This is a genomic window from Lysinibacillus contaminans (assembly GCF_001278945.1).
Classification (GTDB): Bacteria; Bacillota; Bacilli; order Bacillales_A; family Planococcaceae; genus Lysinibacillus; species Lysinibacillus contaminans.
On the sequence record NZ_LGRV01000007.1, the window covers coordinates 460,146 to 479,537 of the forward strand.

Consider the following 19,392-nt stretch of genomic DNA (forward strand, 5'->3'; position numbering starts at 1 on the left):
ATATGTACTATGCGGACATTTTCTTTAATCAAAGTGAAACTTTTGGTAGTACGAAGCGTAATAATAGTATAACGAACTGAGGGAGGCTTTTGATTTATGCAAAATGAACGTCAACGAATTTTAGAGCTGGTGGAAAAAGGAACAATTTCAGCGAAAGAGGCGATTACATTATTAGAATCATTAGAGAAACCTAGCAATACCGCTCAACGTGTTATAGAGAAGACGGCAGAAGAAGAGACATTTTCGAAAAAAGAGGATTCTTTCTTCAATGAAGCCAAGAAAGAAGAACAGCATGACAAAAGTGATGCTGACTATAAGAAATACTTCCAAGAAGAAATGCATGATTTCCGTAAAGATTTATCACAAATCGGTTCGATTTTTATGGACATGATGAATACAGCTGTGAAAAAAGTAAAAGAATTTGATGTATCCACACCTTTTGGTGATAGATTGGAATTTGCACATACAGAGGAACTAGTAGCTTCTGACGTGCAAAATATTTTTGTGGATTTACCGAATGGGAGTTTTTCATTCGAGCCAAGTGAAGGCGATAACATCCAGGTAATGTGCAAAGTAAAAGCCCCGTTTATCAATGAAAATGATGAGGAAACACGTACAAATTTCTTAAATCAATTTGTTGTGAAAAATGACGAAGGTACTTTGCGTATTTTAAGTCATTTAAAAATAGCGCAAGTGAATGTGAAGGTGCTTGTACCAGAGCAAAAGTTTGAAAAATTATCTGTTCGACTAATGAATGGGAGCGTTACATTACGTGATTCAGTGTTTGAAGAATTGAAATTAAAAACATTAAATGGTCCAATTAAAGGGGCATCTCTTACATTTAATAAAGCAAAAGTTGATTCTTCTAACGGTTCAATTGAATTAATAGGCGTACATGGCAAAGATCTAGAAGCTGAAACTTTGAATGGGCGCGTTTATGTAGACGGTGCACTCGATGAAGTTGAGGCCAAATCAGTGAATGGACATGTCGTTGTGACAACATGTTCGAGTAATTCGTCCAAAATTAAAGCTCAGACTGTTGCAGGAACAGTAGAATTATACGTTCCAAGTACGATTTCACTTAGTGGGAAAATTGTGACGAACTTTGGTAAAGTAGATGTAGGTATTCAGGATGTATCGAAGATTGAAACACAGGATCAATTTTTATCAAAATTAGTACGTTTCGATAAAGAAGTAGAAGGAGCGAACCGTTTGTTTATCGAAGGTGAATCGAAAACAGGTACGGTTTTAGTACGTTATACGACAACGGATGAGCAGCAAGTTTAAATAGTACTTCAGCATTCAAGCTACGCATAAGTATAGCTTGAATGCATTTTTTTTTGTCGTTTTCTCGATTATGCTTGTTTGAATATTGGCAATACGAATGGAAAATGACAAAAACTTACACAGAATGAAATGAAATTGTAATAAAAAAACATAGATTGAGTGTTATAATAGTAAGGTGAAATATAACTTATGTTTAATAGATTTAGGTGGTTTGAAAAATGATAGAGATGAAAAATGTGACAAAAAAATATCCAAATGGAGTCGTTGCGACAAATGGGATTTCCGTCAATATAAAACAAGGCGAATTTGTCTATGTCGTGGGTCCAAGTGGTGCTGGTAAATCAACATTTATCAAATTGATGTACCGTGAGGAAAAACCAACATCAGGAGAGATTACAGTAAACGGTATCGATTTAGGGACATTAAAAAATAAAAAAGTACCATTTTTACGCAGACAACTTGGTATAGTTTTCCAAGATTTTAAATTATTACCTCGTTTAAATGTGTATGAAAATGTAGCTTTTGCTTTAGAAGTAATTGAAGAAGAGCCAAAGGAAATCCGTCGTCGTGTGATGGAAGTTTTAGACCTTGTAGGGTTAAAACATAAAGCCCGTATGTTCCCAAATGAGCTTTCTGGTGGGGAACAACAACGTGTATCAATTGCACGTTCAATTGTGAATGTCCCGAAAGTGGTTATTGCCGACGAACCAACGGGGAATCTTGATCCTGAAACGTCATGGGATATTATGAATTTGTTTGAAGAAATTAATGCACGTGGAACAACAATTGTGATGGCAACGCATAACCGTGAAATTGTAAATACAATTCGTCGACGCGTTATTGCAATTGAAGGCGGTATGATTGTCCGTGATGAGCACGGAGGTGACTACGGCTATGAAATTTAATACAATAAAACGTCATTTTAGAGAAAGTTTTAAATCACTTGGTCGAAATAGTTGGATGACGATTGCTTCGGTTAGTGCTGTTACAGTGACGCTTATCTTAGTAGGAGTTTTTGCTCTTATAATGATGAACTTAAATAAGGCAGCATCGGATTTAGAAAATGATGTAGAAATTAAAGTGTTAATTGATGAAACAGCTGATGAAACAGCTGAAAAAGCATTGCTTGCCAAAATTGAAAAATTACCAGAAGTTGCAGAAATGACCTATTCGACGAAAGAAGAAGAGTTAACAGACTTAGTAAAAGATTTCGGTGATGATTTTAAATTATTTGAGCAAAGTAACCCGTTACGCAATGTTGTTTATGTGAAGGCATCAGATCCACAGCAAACAGTGAATTTGGCGAAAAAAATTGATAAATTCGACTTCACATATGACGTTAAGTATGGCGAAGGTAAAGTTGAAAAGCTATTTAGCGTGTTAAATATTAGTCGTAATGTAGGGCTTGTACTTATTTTAGGGTTATTATTTACAGCGATCTTCTTAATTTCGAATACGATTCGTATAACGATTATTGCTCGTCGCGATGAAATTGAAATTATGAAACTTGTAGGTGCGTCGAACTCTTTCGTGCGTATCCCATTCGTACTGGAAGGTATGTGGCTCGGTGTTTTGGGTTCAATTATCCCGATTGCGGTTGTCATAACCCTTTATCACAATGTATATAAAAATATTGCTCCACGATTACAGGGTGAATTTATCCAATTACTCGAATTCTCACCACTTGTGTACCAAGTAAGCGGTCTACTGTTACTAATCGGTGTTCTAATTGGTGTTTGGGGAAGCTTCATGTCCGTACGAAAGTTTTTAAAAATTTAACTTAATTTCGTAACACACTTGAAGCTTGAGTTTAATATAGTTGAAAAATATTATGAAACAGTCGAAGGGAGTTCATTCGGTGAAAAGTACGCAACATAAATCAACAAAATTTTTTGTAGCAGTAGCTGCACTATTCCTTTTTATCCAAACTCCATCAGCGTATGCAACTAATATATCGGATTTAAAAGATGAGAAGAAACAAGTAGAAACGAAAAAGAACGAATTGAATTCGTCTATTAATGCAAAGTCAAATGCTATTAGTTCAATTGAAGAAAAACAACAAAATTTAGTAGATCAAATCCAAACGTTAAATGCTGAAATTGATAAAACAAATAGTAATATCAAAGCAGTTTTAGCGGAAATTGATGTTGCGAATAATGAAATTGAAGCATTAAAAGGTTCAATTGAAGAACTAATGCGAAAAATTGAAGAACGTGATGAACTATTACAAGAGCGTGCACGTGCGATTCAGGCTGGAGGCTCGGTTAGCTATTTAGATGTATTACTGGGTTCTAATAGCTTTGTAGATTTCATCGACCGTTTCTCCGCAGTAAATGCATTACTTGAAGCAGATCGTCAAATTATGCGTGATCAAAAGGAAGACAAACAAAAGTTAGAAGAGCAGAAGCAAGTACTTGAAGATAAACGTCAAAATCTTGAAGGAAAAAAGACTGAGTTACAGAATTTGAAATCATCTTTAGATGGTCAAAAATCTGAGAAAAATAAATTAGTAGACGAATTAGAAAAAGAGCAAGAAAAGCTTAAATCTGAAAAGGTTTTACTTGAAAAAGAATACTCAGAGGCACTTGAAATTAGTGAAGAGTTGCAAAAGAAAATAATTTCCGAACAAAACCGTTTAGCTGAAATTGCTCGTCAAGAAGAAGCAAGACGTAAAGCTGCCGCAGCAGCTGGCAATGCAAATGGAGGTTCTTCTTCTTCAAATGTTAATGCACCAGAATCAAATGGTACATGGATAAAGCCAACAAATGGACGATTAACGTCTCCATACGGCTGGCGTAATCTTGGTGCTGGTCCAGAGTTCCATTATGGTGTCGACCTAGCAAATAAGACAGGTACCCCAATCTGGGCTGCTGCAGACGGGGTTGTTTCTTATGCAGCTCCACTAAGCTCATATGGAAATGTGGTAATACTGACGCATTCCATCAATGGGCAAATTTATACAACAGTTTATGCGCATTTAAGTGCGTTCAACGTAAGCACCGGTTCAGTTGTTACTCAGGGCGATCAAATTGCAGCAATGGGTAGTACGGGACGTTCAACAGGTCCTCATTTACACTTTGAGCTACATAACGGTACTTGGCAAGGACAAGCTGTAGGTAGCGTGAACCCACTACTTTATATTCCAATATAATATGATTCAGTAGGTGTCCAAACGCCTACTGGACGCAATTACGCCGAGGTGTAGTTGATTAACATAAAAGAGCTATAGACTAGGAGATTTCTAGTTTATAGCTCTTTTTGTCGGATGTAAGGTGGATGTCGATAAATTCGGGAATGTATCCGATAAAAATGAAAAGTTGGGTGATAAATATAGATATTGGGGCGATAAATCTGAAAACATGTCGATAATCCAATAATACTAAGGACAATTGGCATGTTTTACTTATAATTTTTACTATTGGGGGTCTCTAACACAAGAAAAGAGTCTTTGCCAATTTCACTTGTTATCTATTGGAACAAGCATCAGATAGCGGCTTGAGTTTTCTTTTAATACTTGACGGGGTATTTTTGCAAGCCCATTTCGTACAAAATATTGGTATGTTAGGTATTTACGGCGTTTTCTTGAACACCTTGTGAAATGATAATAATGAAAAATGATTATATGCTATGCTAATGACATCAATAATGGCGGAGGAAGTGACGTGTGGATAATACAGAGTGGTTTTCAATACGTACATTAACGCTACCAGCGACAGCTATAGCATTGTTATTGGCGTTTTTTATCGTGTGGTTTATTTTACGCATGCAATTTTCCAAACAATGGGCGGGGGTATATGGCGATGCAGTATTTACGTTTATCTTTGTGTGGAAATTTAGCCTAATTGTGACTGATTTTTGGTCAGTAATTGAACAACCATTAGCACTTCTCTATTTTAATGGGGGGACAATAGGTGTCTACTTGGGTGTGATAGCGGTGTTGTTGCAATTTGTCTGGAAAAAACAAAAGATACAGTTCGATACAGAAGGTGTAACAGCAAGCGTTTGGGCAATACTTTTAACGCAATCAATTTACCAATGGTTCGTGGTATTATTAAATGATAATCCGGTAAAAAGTGAAATAATTACCTTAATAGTGCTAAGTATACTAACCATTTTCATACTATGGAAAATAACAGTACATACAAAAGCATTATTGATATACACAGTGGGTCTAATGATTGTGGCAGCGTTTCAACCACAAAGCTTATGGCAAACGGCTGTAGGGGTAAGTATGGCGCTCTTTATACTTGGCTACATATTGATTCAACAAGTGGGGGGAAGGAAATGAAAAAGAATATTGGTTTACTTGTCATCGTACTATTAGTAGCGGTGATGATTAGTACATATGTTAAACAACAAATTGATAAGGATCAAGAAATCGATGCCGCTTCACTTGGAAAAGAAGTAGAAGACCGAGTGATTGGACTGGAAAAGGGAGATACACCTCCTGATTTCACGTTAACATCACTTGAAGGTGAAAAGGTAACATTAAGTGAATTACGAGGGAAAAAGGTCATTCTGAACTTTTGGAATACTTGGTGTCCGCCATGTAAAGCAGAAATGCCGCATATGCAAAATTATTACGAGCAATATGCAAAAGATGAAAATGTAGAAATTTTAGCGGTCAATTTAACTGCTGGTGAACGTGATGTAACAGCAGATGCGAGGGTTAATACCGTTATGACATTTAAAAATAGCTATGAATTAACATTTCCTATTTTACTCGATACTAAAAAGGAAGTTTGGATGGATTATCAAATAATAACGATTCCAACAACGTATTTTATTGATTCGAACGGTACTATTCAACACACGATTCAAGGTCCGATGAATAAGGATATGCTTGAAAGTTATGTGAGATCTCTAGATTAAATCGAGTTACTTTGCTACAGAAAATAAATTTGTCTCAAAAACATTTGAGGTAAATTTTTTTTTTGTATGTTTGAAAAAAGCTTGTCATACAGTAAAGAAACGAAGGAGGGGAAGCTTGCGCAAGATTACCGCAATTGTCGGCATACTTGTCATTGGGTTGTTGATAGGTAGTGGGATTTTCTTTGGTTGGTTTAGTATTGGGAACAACAAACAAAGTGTAACGCAGGTCGAATCGATTAATAAGGCTTTAGATTTAATTCAAGATCAATCAGTTTATAGTACAGAAAAAGACGTACTCGTTGAAGGGGCTCTTCGAGGGATGGCGGATGCCATTAAAGATCCGTATAGTACATATTACTCGAAGGAAGAAGCAGCACAACATCGACAAATGTTGGCAGAAGAAAGAGTAGGTATCGGTATTGAATTGACGGAAAATAACGGGAAATTTATTGTTGTGTCACCTGTTCGTTCATCGCCTGCAGAAAAGGCCGGAATGCGTTCACTTGACGAAATTGTACAAGTTGATGATGTACGAATAGACGGTAAAACGATGAACGAATTAATGCATTTAATTCAAGGTGAAAAGGGGACATCTCTTACAGTTGTTGTTTATCGACCAAGTGAAGATAAGCATATAAAAATGACGATGGAACGAGCAGCAATTTCCAATAAGACAGTAACAAGTGAAGTTGTAATGGTAGAAGATACCGCAATTGGCTATGTAGAAATCTCACTTTTCGGTGAGAAAACTGCAGAGGAATGGGTTGCAGAAACGAGCAAATTATTACGAAAAGATATAGAGGGGCTTGTGGTTGATGTACGTGACAATCCAGGTGGGTATTTACATAGCGTAGCGGCGCTAGTGAGTAGTTTGGTAGATAATGGCAAGGTATTTGCATACATGCAAAATGGCGAGGGCGCTATGGAGCCATTAAAGACGAGCACAGAAAGTTTTGATGAAAAATATTTACGTACCATGAAGAAAATTCCGATTGTCCTCTTACAAAACGAAGGGAGTGCATCGGCGAGTGAAGTATTGGGTGGCGCGTTGAAGAGTTGGGGACGTGCTTCAATTGTGGGCGTGACAAGCTTTGGAAAAGGAACAGTGCAGGAATCGTGGGAACTACCAAATGGTGGCGAGATGAAATTATCGACAAAAAAATGGCTTACACCGAAAAAAGAATGGATTCATGGGAAGGGTATTGAAGCAAGTTTGAAAATTGAACAAAATGAATTATTTGCAATACAATTGCATCCGTTAACAGGACAATTTAAAACGGGTGATATGAGCGAGGAAATTGCTTATACTCAAAATGCCCTGAAAAAACTTGGTTATCAAATCGTTCGTTTAGATGGTTACCTAGATGAAGCGACAGAAGAAGCTGTTAAGCTATATAGAAAGCAGAAGAAGTTAGTAAGCGCAGAAGGTGACGTTTATGTGGATACAACATTCTTTAGTAGCTTAAACGAAACATTAAAAGTCTATAAGGAAGATCGCAAAAATGACGCACAATTCCAAATGGCTTCGAGTTTTTTAATGCACAATATTGAACAATAGTCATAGCATTCATTGTGAAAATAGTAGAAGTGTAATACTTCCTACGAGTTTGTACTACGCAAGCGAGTAGTCGTTTGATACAATGAAAACATAGTATTTGAAACAGAAATGGCGGGTGTTCGTATGGCTAGTGATATTTTCATAGAAATTGTAACAGCGATTGGCCGCTTTTTATTGAATCCAGTAGTGTATATAGCAATTGTATTCGCTATATTTTTAGGATATAGCCGTGTAAAGCAGGAGCGAAAGTTTTTTAATCGACGCATCGTATGGGGCTGGACAGAGCTCATTGGTCAATGGAAAAACGGTTGGTTGTTTGCGCTGATTATTTCACTAATTAGCATAGTGGCTGGCCTGGTAGTACCGAAAACATTTTTACTTGTGTTGTTAGCAATATCTGTTGTGGCACTAGTGTTTTTCTTTTTCAACGCGCTATCACCGATTTATACGATGGGACTTGCAACACTCGCCGTATGGGGAATGTATACGTATGATTGGTCATTTTCATGGTGGAAGATTTCATTAGAAGGTATGGATTTGCTAAACGGTGCGATTGTTACGATTACGATTTTAACCGGACTTAGTGTTATTGCAGAGGGCATGCTTATTCGTCGTGTAGCTACGACAGTATCATCACCGCGGATTGAAAAAACAAAACGTGGCATGCAGGCAATCGTTTATATAACTAGGAAATTGTGGGTATTACCGATCGTCTTTATTATACCTGGGGGGGCGATACCCTCATATCTTCCCTTCTGGCCACATTTTTCATTAGGAGAAACTACATTTGCACTGGTGTTATTTCCTATAGTGATTGGCTTTTCCAAAAAAACGAGAAAACAAGTACCGGTTATTCAGCTTCCACAAATGGGTCGCGCCGTCTTGTTATTAGGGCAGTTAATTGTAGCGGGGGGCCTTGGGGCGTATTTCGAGCCAATTGTTGGCTTTATTACGCTAGCAGTAGGGGTTATTATACGTCTTGTTATATCAATCTATTATGCATTACAAGATCAAACGGATGTATATGCAGTGGCGCCGAGTACAAGAGGTGCTGTAATAGCGGCGGTGTTGCCTGACTCACCAGCTGAAAAAATGGGGTTACTAGTAGGCGAATGTATTCGTAAGGTCAATGGTCAACCTGTATATACGGAAAGTGAATTATATGAGGCATTACAAATTAATGCGGCGCATTGTCGTTTAGAAGTGCTAGATCGTAACAATGAAGTTCGTTTAACACAGCAAGTAATTTATAGTACGGACCACTACCGTATCGGTTTACTATTAGCTGAGCAGAGGGATTCATAATGGATGTTACTGGGAAGGTAATTCTTGCACTATTTTTACCAGCAGTATTAGTCATCTTATTTACACGCATTACCTATAATCGTTTTGTAGCCCTTGTATTAGCGATTGCGCTTATCGCGGCGTCAGTCTATGCTGGCTACACCACACCACCTATTATATTTGTTGTCGATGCTTTTTCATTAACAGTTGGATTTTGGTTTGCGAGCCAAAAGATGAATAAAAAAGAAAACTAAAAGGTGCCTTGCAGCGTTATTTCTGCAAAGCACCTTTTTACATGAAGAAACGTACACCTGCCATAATGATAACCCCTGCAACAACTGTAATGGACAAACTTTTTGTCACCAGTGCAATTAGTAGCGTTGGCACGAAGGTAATAAATACTGGCCAATCGAGTGTGACATAGCTTTGACTCTCTGTATCCAATAAATTTTCAATGACAAGTGCACTTAAAATACATACAGGTATGAAGCTAAGCCATTTCAATACGACATCAGGTAACTTAACACTGCGCACGAACATGAATGGAATAATACGCGGCAACCAGGTTACTAGTGCACAGCCAATAATAAGCCAAATCATAGAAGCTGTTGTTGTCATTTGTCCGTCACCACCCCAATTGTCGCAACGATCATTGTTGCAACAAGTACTGCTACGTGTGAGGGTACAATATAGGATAAGCCATACATAATGACAGCCATATAGCCGATTAACTTCAAATAATGCATGACTTTGCTTTTTCCGACACTTCCGAGTTGTAATACAAGGAGCGCAACAAACATAGCAATGAGTGCAAAATCTAAGCCCCATTTCTCAGGGGTAGCTACCCACTTTCCTAAAAAGGCTCCTGCAACACAAGATAATATCCAAAATAAATACGCCGTAATATTGAGCCCATCCATCCATTTGCCATACAGTTTGCCATTTTGCATTTGCTTCGTCACAGCAACACCAAATGTTTCATCTGTTAAAAGTGTGCCAAAGCCGACATTCCGTAGCATCGAATGACGAGTAAAATGTGGGGCCAATGTTAAACTCATTAATAAATGGCGTAGATTTACGACAAAAATGGTTACAATGATAGCAGAGGCAGGACTGCTTGTTAAAAGTAGCGCACAAAAAATAAATTGTGCAGACCCTGCATAGACAAGAATAGTTAAAAGAGCAATTTCGAGTATAGATAAACCGGAAGCGGAACCTACAACCCCGAAAGCAAGTCCTATGCTAATATAGCCTAGTAAAGTAGGAATACAATCTTTGACTCCTTGCAGAAAGCTATCGTCGTATGAGGTAGCTGGTCTATCTTGGAGTTCAGTCATACTTGTCATAAATAGGTCATCCTTTCGAAAAAAATCCATGTATAATAATGATGGAATAGTTTGATAGTTCTGATATGTTTATTAAAGTATACATATGTCTTTTAAAATATACAATAGAAATTGGTGAGTAAAGATGGAGCAAATGAGTCGTAATTTAGCCTTTCAATTAAAAAAAATCAGACAGCAACGTAGTTTTAGCTTAGATGATATGGCGAAGTTAACAAGTGTTAGTAAGGCACAGCTCGCACAAATTGAAAAAGGTGAGTCCAATCCAACTGTATCAACCATTTGGAAAATAGCTGCAGGTTTACGTATTTCTTTTTCGTCATTGTTACAGCCACCAACGGCACACTTTATGAAATTTAGCAGTAAGGATGCACCGCATGTTGATGAGGATGAGGGGCGTTATCGTGTATATTCAATTATTCCTTACGATCCAGAGCGTGGCTGGGAGTTTTATAAAATTGAGATGGAGCCTGGGTCATGGAGTAAAAGTGACGCGCATACGGAAGGAGTAGAAGAAACCGTAACTGTTATCCAAGGGCAAGCTTTAATTTCTGCTGGTGATATGCATGAACTATTGGTTGAAGGAGATACACTAGTATTTTCAGGTCATCAAGATCATGAATATAAAAATACATCGGAATCGTTAACGATTTTACATTTAATTTTGCAATATAAATAGAGGTGTTGACACTTGAGTGAATGGTTTACTGTCGAAAATATAGAAAATCTTGCGACGCAATATCGGTCACTTGGGGGGCCACTTATAGGTTTGTTATTGCCATTTTTAGAGGCATTTCTACCGTTTTTACCACTGGTTGTATTCGTTGTGGCAAATGCAAGTGCGTTTGGTTTATGGCTTGGCTTTTTACTGTCATGGCTAGGTTCTGTGGCAGGGTCGTATGTGGTGTTTTTAATCGTCCGCCATTTTGGCAAACATCCAAAGCTACGATTTTTAACTGGTGGAAAAAAGATACAAAGGCTCATTCAATGGGTGGACATGAATGGAATTAGCCCATTATTTGTGCTACTGTGCTTTCCATTTACACCATCGGTACTTGTGAACATTGTGGCTGGGCTTTCACATATTCGTAAGGAATTTTATTTAATCGTGCTTTTAGCTGGTAAATTCGTGATGATTTTAGGGATGAGTGTGCTCGGTTATGATTTAAAAGCATTGCTGACGAGCCCAGTTCGGCTAGTGAGTGCCGCTGTTGCCATTTTAATATTGTGGTGGATTGGGAAATTGATGGAGAAGCGATTAAATGCACGAGTGGAAAAGGATTTGAAGCATGCTCGAAAATTGGATAAAAATGAATAGTTTAGTTGTACACTTAATGTCCTTTGTATCATGTAAAATGGTAGAAAGGATATTTTTTAGAGTTGGACAGGTAAGTTATCAAAGTGAGCCTGTTCTTATGAATAAACACAGTAAAGATAGGGGCGAAGTGGATGTCATTACGAATTATATCTGGCCGTGCAGGAACAGGGAAATCGGCATTTATCCATGAAGAGATTGTTGAACAGTTAAAAAGTGACCCTTTAGGAAATCCGATTTTCATTATCGTGCCAGACCAAATGTCATATTCAACCGAGTATGAGCTCACGAATGGTCATGGCTTGAATGGATTAATTCGAGCGCAAGTAATGACTTTTAAGCGTTTGGCCTGGTTAGTGTTACAGGAAACGGGTGGTATTGCTCGTGAGGAAGTGAATGGCTACGGCTATCGCATGCTTATTCGCAAACTACTTGAGGAACAAAAAAGTGATTTCTCGTTATTCCGACAAGCTGCCGGTAAACGTGGCTTTACAGAAGAAATTGAAGCATTATTACGTGAATTCAGTCGTTACAGCGTTAATAGTGCTGTATTAGCGGAAGTTTCGGAGTCATTAAAGGCAATTGATGCACCGAATACATTGCAGGCAAAAACGAATGATTTACAAATTGTATTACAAGCATTAGAGGAACGACTAGGTACAACCTATGTGGATAGTGAGGGCTATTATCCGATTTTAACTGAGCAATTGAAAAATTCTAATATAATGAAACAAGCGACGGTTTACATTGATGGTTTTACTGCGTTTACAGTGAGAGAATTAGAGCTTGTGAAAGAGCTACTAAAGGTGACAAAGCAAGTTACAGTTGTGTTGCCATTTGACCGCACAGACGAAGCAAATGATGAACAGTCACTGTTTAATGAAGCGGCGACAACAAATCAACGATTACATGATATTGCACAGGAAGAAGGCATTGAGGTCGATGCTCCGCTTCATTTTGTGACGACACATCGCTATCTGACGGGTGATTTACGTCATATAGAGGCGTCTTTTTCTGAAATTATTCCAGAATCGAAACCGTCTTCGGGAGATTTAGCGGTTATAGAGGCATCGAACCGTCGTGCGGAAATTCATGCGATTGCCCGGGAAATAACGAAACTTACGCGACAAGGACAATACCGTTTTAAAGATATCGTATTACTTTACCGTCAGGTAGACGTCTATGACCCACTTATTGCAACGATTTTCCCACAATATGATATTCCAGTGTTTTTAAATTCCAAAAAACCAATGCTACACCATCCACTTATTGAGTTTAGTCGTTCAGTTTTGGAAGTGGTGACGTCTAACTGGAAGTATGAACCAGTCTTTCGAAGTGTGAAAACAGATTTGTTTTTCCCAGTACAGTCGGAACTAAGTGTTTGGCGTGAGCGCGCTGATCGTCTAGAAAACTACTGTCTAGCACAAGGTATTTACGGTGAACGTTGGTTTGAGGAGTCACGCTGGTTTTATAAAAAATATCGTGGGCTAGAGTTCCATTCTCGTGTGCAAACGGACGAAGAACGGGCGATGCAAGCAGAAATTGAAGCTATCCGTGATATTATTCTGATTCCTCTTAAACTATTTCAAGACAAGCTAGAGATGGCGAAAACAGGTCGTGATGTTGCGATTGCCTTATTCGAAATAGTAGAAGATGCTCAGGTATTTGAAAAGCTTCAAGCGATGAAAGATCGAGAGATTGATAAAGGGGATGTACTTGCGGCTAGTGAGCATGACCAAGCTTGGAATCAGTGGGTTGCGGTGCTTGACCAGTTTGTATATATGTTTGGTGAGCAAGAAATGACAGCCGAGGAAGCTGCGAAAATTTTAGATGAAGGTTTCGATACGTTAGAATTTTCACGTATTCCACCTACTTTAGATGAAGTCACGGTGGCGACAGTGGAATTGGCACGTTTGTCAGACATTAAGGTAGCTTTTGTATTAGGAATGAATGATGGTGTTTATCCAACACGTTTGGATTATGAAGGGTTACTGTCGGATACGGAGCGTGAATGGTTTACGCAAATTGGCTATGAGCTCGCACCAACTTCAAAAAATAGACTATTACAGGAAAACTTTTTAGTATATCGTGCCTTAACGACGCCATCTGAAAAATTATACATGACCTATCCTACTGCAGATGAAGAAGGAAAAGCATTACTCGCATCTCTCTATATTAAAAAAATAATCGGTGATGACAAAACAGCTGGATTATTAAGTGGTGTAACGGTGCAACGTATGGTGATTGATCCAATTGAGGAGCTAACAGAAAAAACGGCACTTACTTATTTACGTCATCCTAGAACGGCACTTTCTTACTTAATGGTGCAACTGCGTCAAGCGGAACATAGTCGAGAGCTTGCGCCCGAGTGGTTGGCATTGAAGAAATTTTATGAGCAGGATCCGTACTGGGCGCTTATTTTGCAACGTGTCATGCACCCAGTAACGCATAAAAATGAAGCGGAGGCACTGGAACCGTATATTACGCAAGAATTATATGGTTCAAAATTAACGTCGAGTGTATCGCGCGTGGAAAAATACTTCCGCTGTCCATTCTCACATTTTACGACGTATGGCTTACGTTTAGAGGAGCGTGCTGAGTATCGTCTGGAATCATTTGCGATGGGTGATTTATTTCATGAGGCATTGAAATGGATTACGGAGGAAACACAGCGCCTGCAAATTTCGTGGGTTCGTCTAACGAAACAGCAAATTCAGCAATTGTCACGTCAGGCTGTTGAACAAATTGTGCCGGTATTTTCACATCAGATTTTATTGTCGAGTGCGCGTTATCGCTATATACAGCGCAAGCTTATGCGAATCGTTGAACGTACGATGATGGCGTTGTCCCAGCATGCCAATGTCTCACATTTTAAACCGATTGCAATTGAGGCATCATTCGGTCCAGGGCGTGATGAGCAGTTGCCTCCACTTGAAATTGATTTAGAAGGTGGTAAGAAAATGTATATGCGTGGGCGTATTGACCGAGTGGATAGTGCGACCATAGCTGATCGTTCATATCTGAGAGTTGTCGATTATAAATCATCAAGTCGGGATTTAGACTTAAATGAGGTGTATCATGGGCTTTCACTACAGGTATTGACATATTTAGATGTTGCGATGGAAAATTCTTCGTATTGGCTACCAGGAGATGCGGAGCCAGCAGGCGTTTTATATGTCCATGTGCACAATCCAATGTTGAAACTCGATAAGGATATGGCGGAAAGTGAGATTGAAACGGACCGACTTAAGCAATACAAAATGAAGGGGCTACTGACAGAAAATCCAGAGGTGATTTTGTCGATGGATGAACAACTTGAGGAAGGTGGAGGCTATTCACAAATTGTGCCTGTTTACATGAAAAAAGACGGCACACCATCTGAATCGCAGTCTCGCATCGTACCTGTCAATGATATGAAGAACATTCAACATTTTGTGCGCCAAAAGCACAAAGAAGCAGGGAATGGTATTTTAGCAGGCGATACTGCGATAAGCCCCTATAAATTAAAATCAAAAACAGCGTGTGATTATTGCCAATTCACGTCTGTTTGTCAATTTGACCCATCCGACGGCAAGCAAAGCTATCGCCAATTACCACAAGCAAAGCCTGTGGAAGTCGTTGAGAAAATTCGTGAGGAGTTGAAGTAATATGGTGCAAACAATACCCGTGAAGCCAGCAAATGTCACATGGACAGATGACCAGTGGAAAGCTATTTATGCAAGTGGACAGGATACACTTGTGTCGGCAGCGGCCGGTTCCGGAAAAACAGCGGTGCTCATCAATCGAATGATTGAAAAAGTAGTGGCAACAGAAAATCCTATTAATGTAGATGAACTTTTGGTTGTAACCTTTACGAATGCTTCTGCTGCCGAAATGCGACATCGAATGGCGGAAGCTCTTGAAAAAGCTATCGTAGAAAATCCAACATCTTCGCACTTGCGACGTCAATTAAGTCTTATTAATAAGGCACAAATTTCAACATTGCATTCCTTCTGCTTAGCAATCGTCAAGCAGTATGCGTATATGTTAGAAATCGATCCAGGTTTTCGTATTGCAAACGAGGCGGAAGTGGCGTTATTACGCGATGATGTGCTTGCTGACGTTTTAGAAGCCGCCTATGACACGCCGGATGAGGCAAAGGCACATGCTTTGTATCGACTTATTGATAGCTTTACGTCAGACCGTGATGACCAAGCGATTGAAATATTGATGAGTAAACTCTACGATACATCGCGTGTCCATGCAGAGCCTTTCAAATGGCTAAGAAGTTTACCAGAGGGGTACAAGCTAGCTGATGAAGTGACGATTGATGATTTAGAGTTGTCTCAATATGTAAAGTTGACTGTTAAACACAGTTTAGAGGAAGCATTTGTCCTTATTTCAGAAATGCGAGAGATTACGTTAAAACCTGATGGACCAGCTCCTTATGCAGAAACAGCTGAAATTGATTTTGCCATGATACAAGAGGGCATTCGAATTAGTCGTGAAGGATCTTGGCAAGAGCTATATGATTATTTTGGGACAGTGAAATGGACGAAGTTAAAAAGTGTAAAGAAGGATTCTTTGGCCAACCCTGATTTGCAAGATTTGGCGAAGAAAAAGCGTGAAGCGGCCAAGAAAATTGTCAACAAGATGAAAGAGACATATTTTGTTCGAACACCAGCCCGCCTACTAGAAGAAATTCGCTTAATGGCACCGGCGATCGAAACATTAGTGGAGCTGACTGAACGATTTAGTGAACAGTTTAGTATGGCTAAATTAGAACGTGGCATTATTGACTTTTCAGATTTAGAGCATTTTGCCTTGCAAATTTTAACGGTGGAAGTGGATGGGGGTTTACAGCCATCACCAATAGCATTGGATTTTAAAAAACGTTTTAAAGAAGTACTTGTTGATGAATACCAAGATACGAATATGCTTCAAGAAACGATTTTGCAACTTGTGAAAAGTGGAGATGAACAAGACGGTAATCTCTTTATGGTGGGGGACGTTAAGCAAAGCATTTACCGCTTCCGTTTAGCAGAACCAAAACTCTTTATGCGTAAATATGGAAACTTCGTGGAGGAGCCAGAAGAGACAGGGATGCGTATAGATTTGAATGCGAATTTCCGAAGTCGAAAAGAAGTTTTACATGGGACGAACTATGTATTTGCACAAATTATGGGCGAGCGAGTTGGGGAAATTGACTATGATGATAATGCATCGTTGAAACCGGCCGCACCATATGATGACAAGGAAGTACCAGTAGAGTTAACGATTTTACATCCACCGCAAGAGGAAGCTCTAGATGAAGAAGAACAAGCTGAGTCAGTTGCTAGTGAAGCATCTGAGTTAGAAGAATTGAAAAAATCTCAATATGAGGCGCGTTTTATTATTGAACGGATTCAGCAGTTAATGGCAGAAGGAACGACTGTTTATGATACGAAATCTGGGACAGAACGTCCGTTAAAGTACCGTGATATTGTGATTTTAATGCGCTCGATGACATGGTCAGCAGATTTAGTAGAGGAATTTAAGCTTGCCGGCATTCCGCTCTATGCTGAGTCATCAAAAGGTTATTTTGATGCACTTGAAGTGATGATTATGCTAAATACTTTAAAGGTCATTGATAACCCATACCAAGATATCCCTCTAGCTTCTGTATTGCGTGCACCGTTTGTTGGATTAACGGAAAATGAATTGGCTAAAATTCGTCTAGCAGAGCCGAAAGCGCCATTTTACGATGCTTTAAAGCAGTTCGTACGTAGCGAGGGGCGTGGTGTACAATCGGTAACATTTGAAAAGCTACAACGTTTTATGCTGCAGTTTGAAAATTGGCGTGATTTAGCACGTCGTGGCTCACTGTCGGATTTGATTTGGAAGATTTATTTAGATACGCATTATTACGAAATGGTAGGGGCAATGCCAAATGGTAGGCAGCGTCAGGCGAATTTGCGTGTCTTGCATGATCGTGCCTTGATGTATGAAAAAACAGCATTTCGTGGCTTATTCCGATTCCTCCGTTTTATCGACCGTATGCGTACGCGCGGAGATGATTTAGGAACAGCTAAATCTATTGGTGAAAAAGATGATGTTGTGCGTCTTGTGACTATTCACTCATCAAAAGGATTGGAATTCCCTGTTGTCTTTGTCGCAGGTATGGGGCGTCCGTTCAACAAAATGGATTTCCATAATCCGTATTTATTTGACCAGGATTACGGGTTGGCCGTGAAGGCAATTGATCCTGAAGATCGTATTACGTATACTTCACTGCCATTTTTAGCAATGAAGGAGAAAAAGGAATTAGAAATGCGTGCTGAGGAAATGCGCGTGCTCTATGTAGCAATGACACGTGCGAAGGAGCGACTTGTTTTAGTCGGTTCGGTAAAAAATTGGGAGAAAACACGCGAAAAATGGCAGGATGCACAAAGCTTACCACTGGATGCGCCGTTACAAGAATATTTACGTGCGCGTGCGAATAGCTATTTTGACTGGGTAGGGCCAGCTGTTGCAAGGCATATTGATTTCGCGCCATTAGCAGACGAACCATATAAAACGGTAGACAATCCATCTAGGTGGTTTGTACAAGCCATGTCGACATTAGCATTCGATTACGAAACGCCGATAGATCACGAAGAACTACAAAAAGAATTAGCAACAATAGAAGATCAGGAGTTATTCGATGAAATTAATCGCCGCTTCCAAGCGCAGTATAAGTTCCAAAAATCAACATTAAAACGCTCGAAAACATCGGTTAGCGAAATTAAACGCATCGAAAATTTACAGCGTCAGGAAGAACCTGAATATTTCTTCACTGCCCCCAAAAAACAGGCTTCTACAATTGCACCAAGACCAACATTTTTACAGGAAAAACGCATGACAGGTGCTGAAATCGGTACAGTTGTCCATACAATTATGCAACATGTGCCAAAGTGGGGATTTGCAACTGTGCAAGAGGTTAAAACATTCGTTGAGGATTTAGTAGCAAAACAATTATTAACAGAGGCTGAAGCAAAAGTTGTGCCCAATGAAAAAATTGTGCATTTCTTTACAACAGACATTGGCCAGCGTTTTAAAGAAGCAAAGCAAATTCGTCGAGAAATGCCGTTTACAATTAGTCATGTGGATGAGGATGGCGACGCACAAATCATACAAGGGATTGTGGACTGCTTATTTGAAGATGCACAAGGTAACTGGGTGTTACTCGATTATAAAACCGACCATATTCAAGCGCATTTTGCAGAAGAACCTGCTTTATCTAAAGAAATACTGGGGCGCTACGCTGTGCAATTACGTGTTTATAGTGAAGCCATTGAATCAATATTGCATATTAAAGTCAGTGAAAAAGTATTGTACTTATTCGATATTGGAAGAGAGCTTTATGCGGAATAAGGCAACCTTAAAGAGGGAAAATCAGTCCATTATTAAGGTTCATCACCATAACTAGGAGTTGATTTCCTTTCCGGCTGGGCGCTTTCGGGGGGGCGTCTGATGAGCCGCTTCGGGGCAACAGATGTTTTTTGTAGCGACAGCTACAGGATGTTGGTCACGAAGGCGTTGTCACAGGACGTGACGTTTTTAGCCTTCGTTCCCCTAGTGCTAGCTCCAGGGTCTCATCTAGGACGCTAATCCCCCAGGAAGCTTTGCTCTGTAGCGAAAGGCGAATGCCGTCAGCTACAGAGCAAAGCCTCCACTCCAATCAATAAGCATTATTAAATCAAATGTCATCCCCGACTTTTGGTGATGAACCATTA

15 protein-coding genes are annotated in these 19,392 nt (G+C 39.3%); 13 read left to right on the forward strand and 2 right to left on the reverse strand.

The window, feature by feature from the left end:
- Positions 1-96 precede the first annotated feature (96 nt).
- From AEA09_RS18330 to AEA09_RS18370, 9 genes are all read left to right on the forward strand, one after another.
- On the forward strand, positions 97-1,287 hold the full coding sequence (locus tag AEA09_RS18330) for a DUF4097 family beta strand repeat-containing protein (protein WP_053585395.1): 1,191 nt from the start codon (positions 97-99) through the stop codon (positions 1,285-1,287).
- A 218-nt stretch (positions 1,288-1,505) separates the two neighbouring features.
- Entirely contained in the window at positions 1,506-2,192 is a 687-nt protein-coding gene (gene ftsE / locus AEA09_RS18335; RefSeq protein WP_053585396.1) for a cell division ATP-binding protein FtsE, read from the forward strand.
- Entirely contained in the window at positions 2,182-3,066 is an 885-nt protein-coding gene (ftsX, locus tag AEA09_RS18340) for a permease-like cell division protein FtsX (RefSeq protein ID WP_053585397.1), read from the forward strand. Before ftsE ends, ftsX begins: the two co-directional genes overlap by 11 nt.
- A 79-nt stretch (positions 3,067-3,145) precedes the next feature.
- Positions 3,146-4,438 (forward strand): murein hydrolase activator EnvC family protein, encoded by a 1,293-nt coding sequence (locus AEA09_RS18345; RefSeq protein ID WP_245622902.1) that lies wholly within the window; start codon positions 3,146-3,148, stop codon positions 4,436-4,438.
- A gap of 513 nt (positions 4,439-4,951) precedes the next feature.
- Entirely contained in the window at positions 4,952-5,575 is a 624-nt protein-coding gene (locus tag AEA09_RS18350) for a hypothetical protein (RefSeq protein WP_053585398.1), read from the forward strand.
- Complete coding sequence (locus AEA09_RS18355) at positions 5,572-6,159, forward strand: redoxin domain-containing protein (protein ID WP_053585399.1); 588 nt, start codon at positions 5,572-5,574, stop codon at positions 6,157-6,159. Before AEA09_RS18350 ends, AEA09_RS18355 begins: the two co-directional genes overlap by 4 nt.
- A gap of 115 nt (positions 6,160-6,274) precedes the next feature.
- The gene (locus tag AEA09_RS18360) at positions 6,275-7,717 is read left to right on the forward strand and encodes a S41 family peptidase (protein WP_053585400.1); all 1,443 of its coding nucleotides are present in this window, start codon (positions 6,275-6,277) and stop codon (positions 7,715-7,717) included.
- A gap of 123 nt (positions 7,718-7,840) precedes the next feature.
- The gene (locus AEA09_RS18365; protein WP_053585401.1) at positions 7,841-9,022 is read left to right on the forward strand and encodes a PDZ domain-containing protein; all 1,182 of its coding nucleotides are present in this window, start codon (positions 7,841-7,843) and stop codon (positions 9,020-9,022) included.
- Positions 9,022-9,255, forward strand: a complete 234-nt coding sequence (locus tag AEA09_RS18370) for a CsbA family protein (protein ID WP_053585402.1) — start codon at positions 9,022-9,024, stop codon at positions 9,253-9,255. Before AEA09_RS18365 ends, AEA09_RS18370 begins: the two co-directional genes overlap by 1 nt.
- A 37-nt stretch (positions 9,256-9,292) precedes the next feature.
- On the opposite strand, the gene AEA09_RS18375 is transcribed toward AEA09_RS18370, so the two are convergent.
- Together AEA09_RS18375 and AEA09_RS18380 are read right to left on the reverse strand one after the other, a co-directional pair.
- The gene (locus tag AEA09_RS18375) at positions 9,293-9,619 is read right to left on the reverse strand and encodes an AzlD domain-containing protein (protein ID WP_053585403.1); all 327 of its coding nucleotides are present in this window, start codon (positions 9,617-9,619) and stop codon (positions 9,293-9,295) included.
- Complete coding sequence (locus AEA09_RS18380) at positions 9,616-10,347, reverse strand: AzlC family ABC transporter permease (protein WP_082332726.1); 732 nt, start codon at positions 10,345-10,347, stop codon at positions 9,616-9,618. Before AEA09_RS18380 ends, AEA09_RS18375 begins: the two co-directional genes overlap by 4 nt.
- 124 nt (positions 10,348-10,471) lie before the next feature.
- Here AEA09_RS18380 and AEA09_RS18385 point away from each other — a divergent pair, with 124 nt between their 5' ends.
- The 4 genes from AEA09_RS18385 to addA all read left to right on the forward strand — a co-directional run bounded on the left by AEA09_RS18385 (position 10,472) and on the right by addA (position 19,030).
- Positions 10,472-11,023, forward strand: coding sequence for a helix-turn-helix domain-containing protein (locus AEA09_RS18385; RefSeq protein ID WP_053585404.1), 552 nt, complete (start codon positions 10,472-10,474; stop codon positions 11,021-11,023).
- 12 nt (positions 11,024-11,035) lie between these two features.
- Positions 11,036-11,662: a TVP38/TMEM64 family protein gene (locus AEA09_RS18390; protein ID WP_053585405.1), complete on the forward strand. Its 627-nt coding sequence runs from the start codon at positions 11,036-11,038 to the stop codon at positions 11,660-11,662.
- A 131-nt stretch (positions 11,663-11,793) separates the two neighbouring features.
- Positions 11,794-15,306 (forward strand): helicase-exonuclease AddAB subunit AddB, encoded by a 3,513-nt coding sequence (gene addB / locus AEA09_RS18395; protein ID WP_053585406.1) that lies wholly within the window; start codon positions 11,794-11,796, stop codon positions 15,304-15,306.
- 1 nt (position 15,307) lies between these two features.
- Positions 15,308-19,030, forward strand: a complete 3,723-nt coding sequence (gene addA / locus AEA09_RS18400; RefSeq protein ID WP_053585407.1) for a helicase-exonuclease AddAB subunit AddA — start codon at positions 15,308-15,310, stop codon at positions 19,028-19,030.
- The last annotated feature ends 362 nt before the right edge of the window (positions 19,031-19,392 follow it).

What these genes read in the sequence shown, in the direction of transcription:
- AEA09_RS18330 (WP_053585395.1), top strand. Translation starts at nt 97, where the DNA reads ATGCAAAATGAACGTCAACGAATTTTAGAGCTGGTGGAAAAAGGAACA.
- ftsE (WP_053585396.1), top strand. Translation starts at nt 1,506, where the DNA reads ATGATAGAGATGAAAAATGTGACAAAAAAATATCCAAATGGAGTCGTT.
- ftsX (WP_053585397.1), top strand. Translation starts at nt 2,182, where the DNA reads ATGAAATTTAATACAATAAAACGTCATTTTAGAGAAAGTTTTAAATCA.
- AEA09_RS18355 (WP_053585399.1), top strand. Translation starts at nt 5,572, where the DNA reads ATGAAAAAGAATATTGGTTTACTTGTCATCGTACTATTAGTAGCGGTG.
- AEA09_RS18365 (WP_053585401.1), top strand. Translation starts at nt 7,841, where the DNA reads ATGGCTAGTGATATTTTCATAGAAATTGTAACAGCGATTGGCCGCTTT.
- AEA09_RS18370 (WP_053585402.1), top strand. Translation starts at nt 9,022, where the DNA reads ATGGATGTTACTGGGAAGGTAATTCTTGCACTATTTTTACCAGCAGTA.
- AEA09_RS18375 (WP_053585403.1), bottom strand. Translation starts at nt 9,619, where the DNA reads ATGACAACAACAGCTTCTATGATTTGGCTTATTATTGGCTGTGCACTA.
- AEA09_RS18380 (WP_082332726.1), bottom strand. Translation starts at nt 10,347, where the DNA reads ATGACAAGTATGACTGAACTCCAAGATAGACCAGCTACCTCATACGAC.
- AEA09_RS18385 (WP_053585404.1), top strand. Translation starts at nt 10,472, where the DNA reads ATGGAGCAAATGAGTCGTAATTTAGCCTTTCAATTAAAAAAAATCAGA.
- addB (WP_053585406.1), top strand. Translation starts at nt 11,794, where the DNA reads ATGTCATTACGAATTATATCTGGCCGTGCAGGAACAGGGAAATCGGCA.
- addA (WP_053585407.1), top strand. Translation starts at nt 15,308, where the DNA reads ATGGTGCAAACAATACCCGTGAAGCCAGCAAATGTCACATGGACAGAT.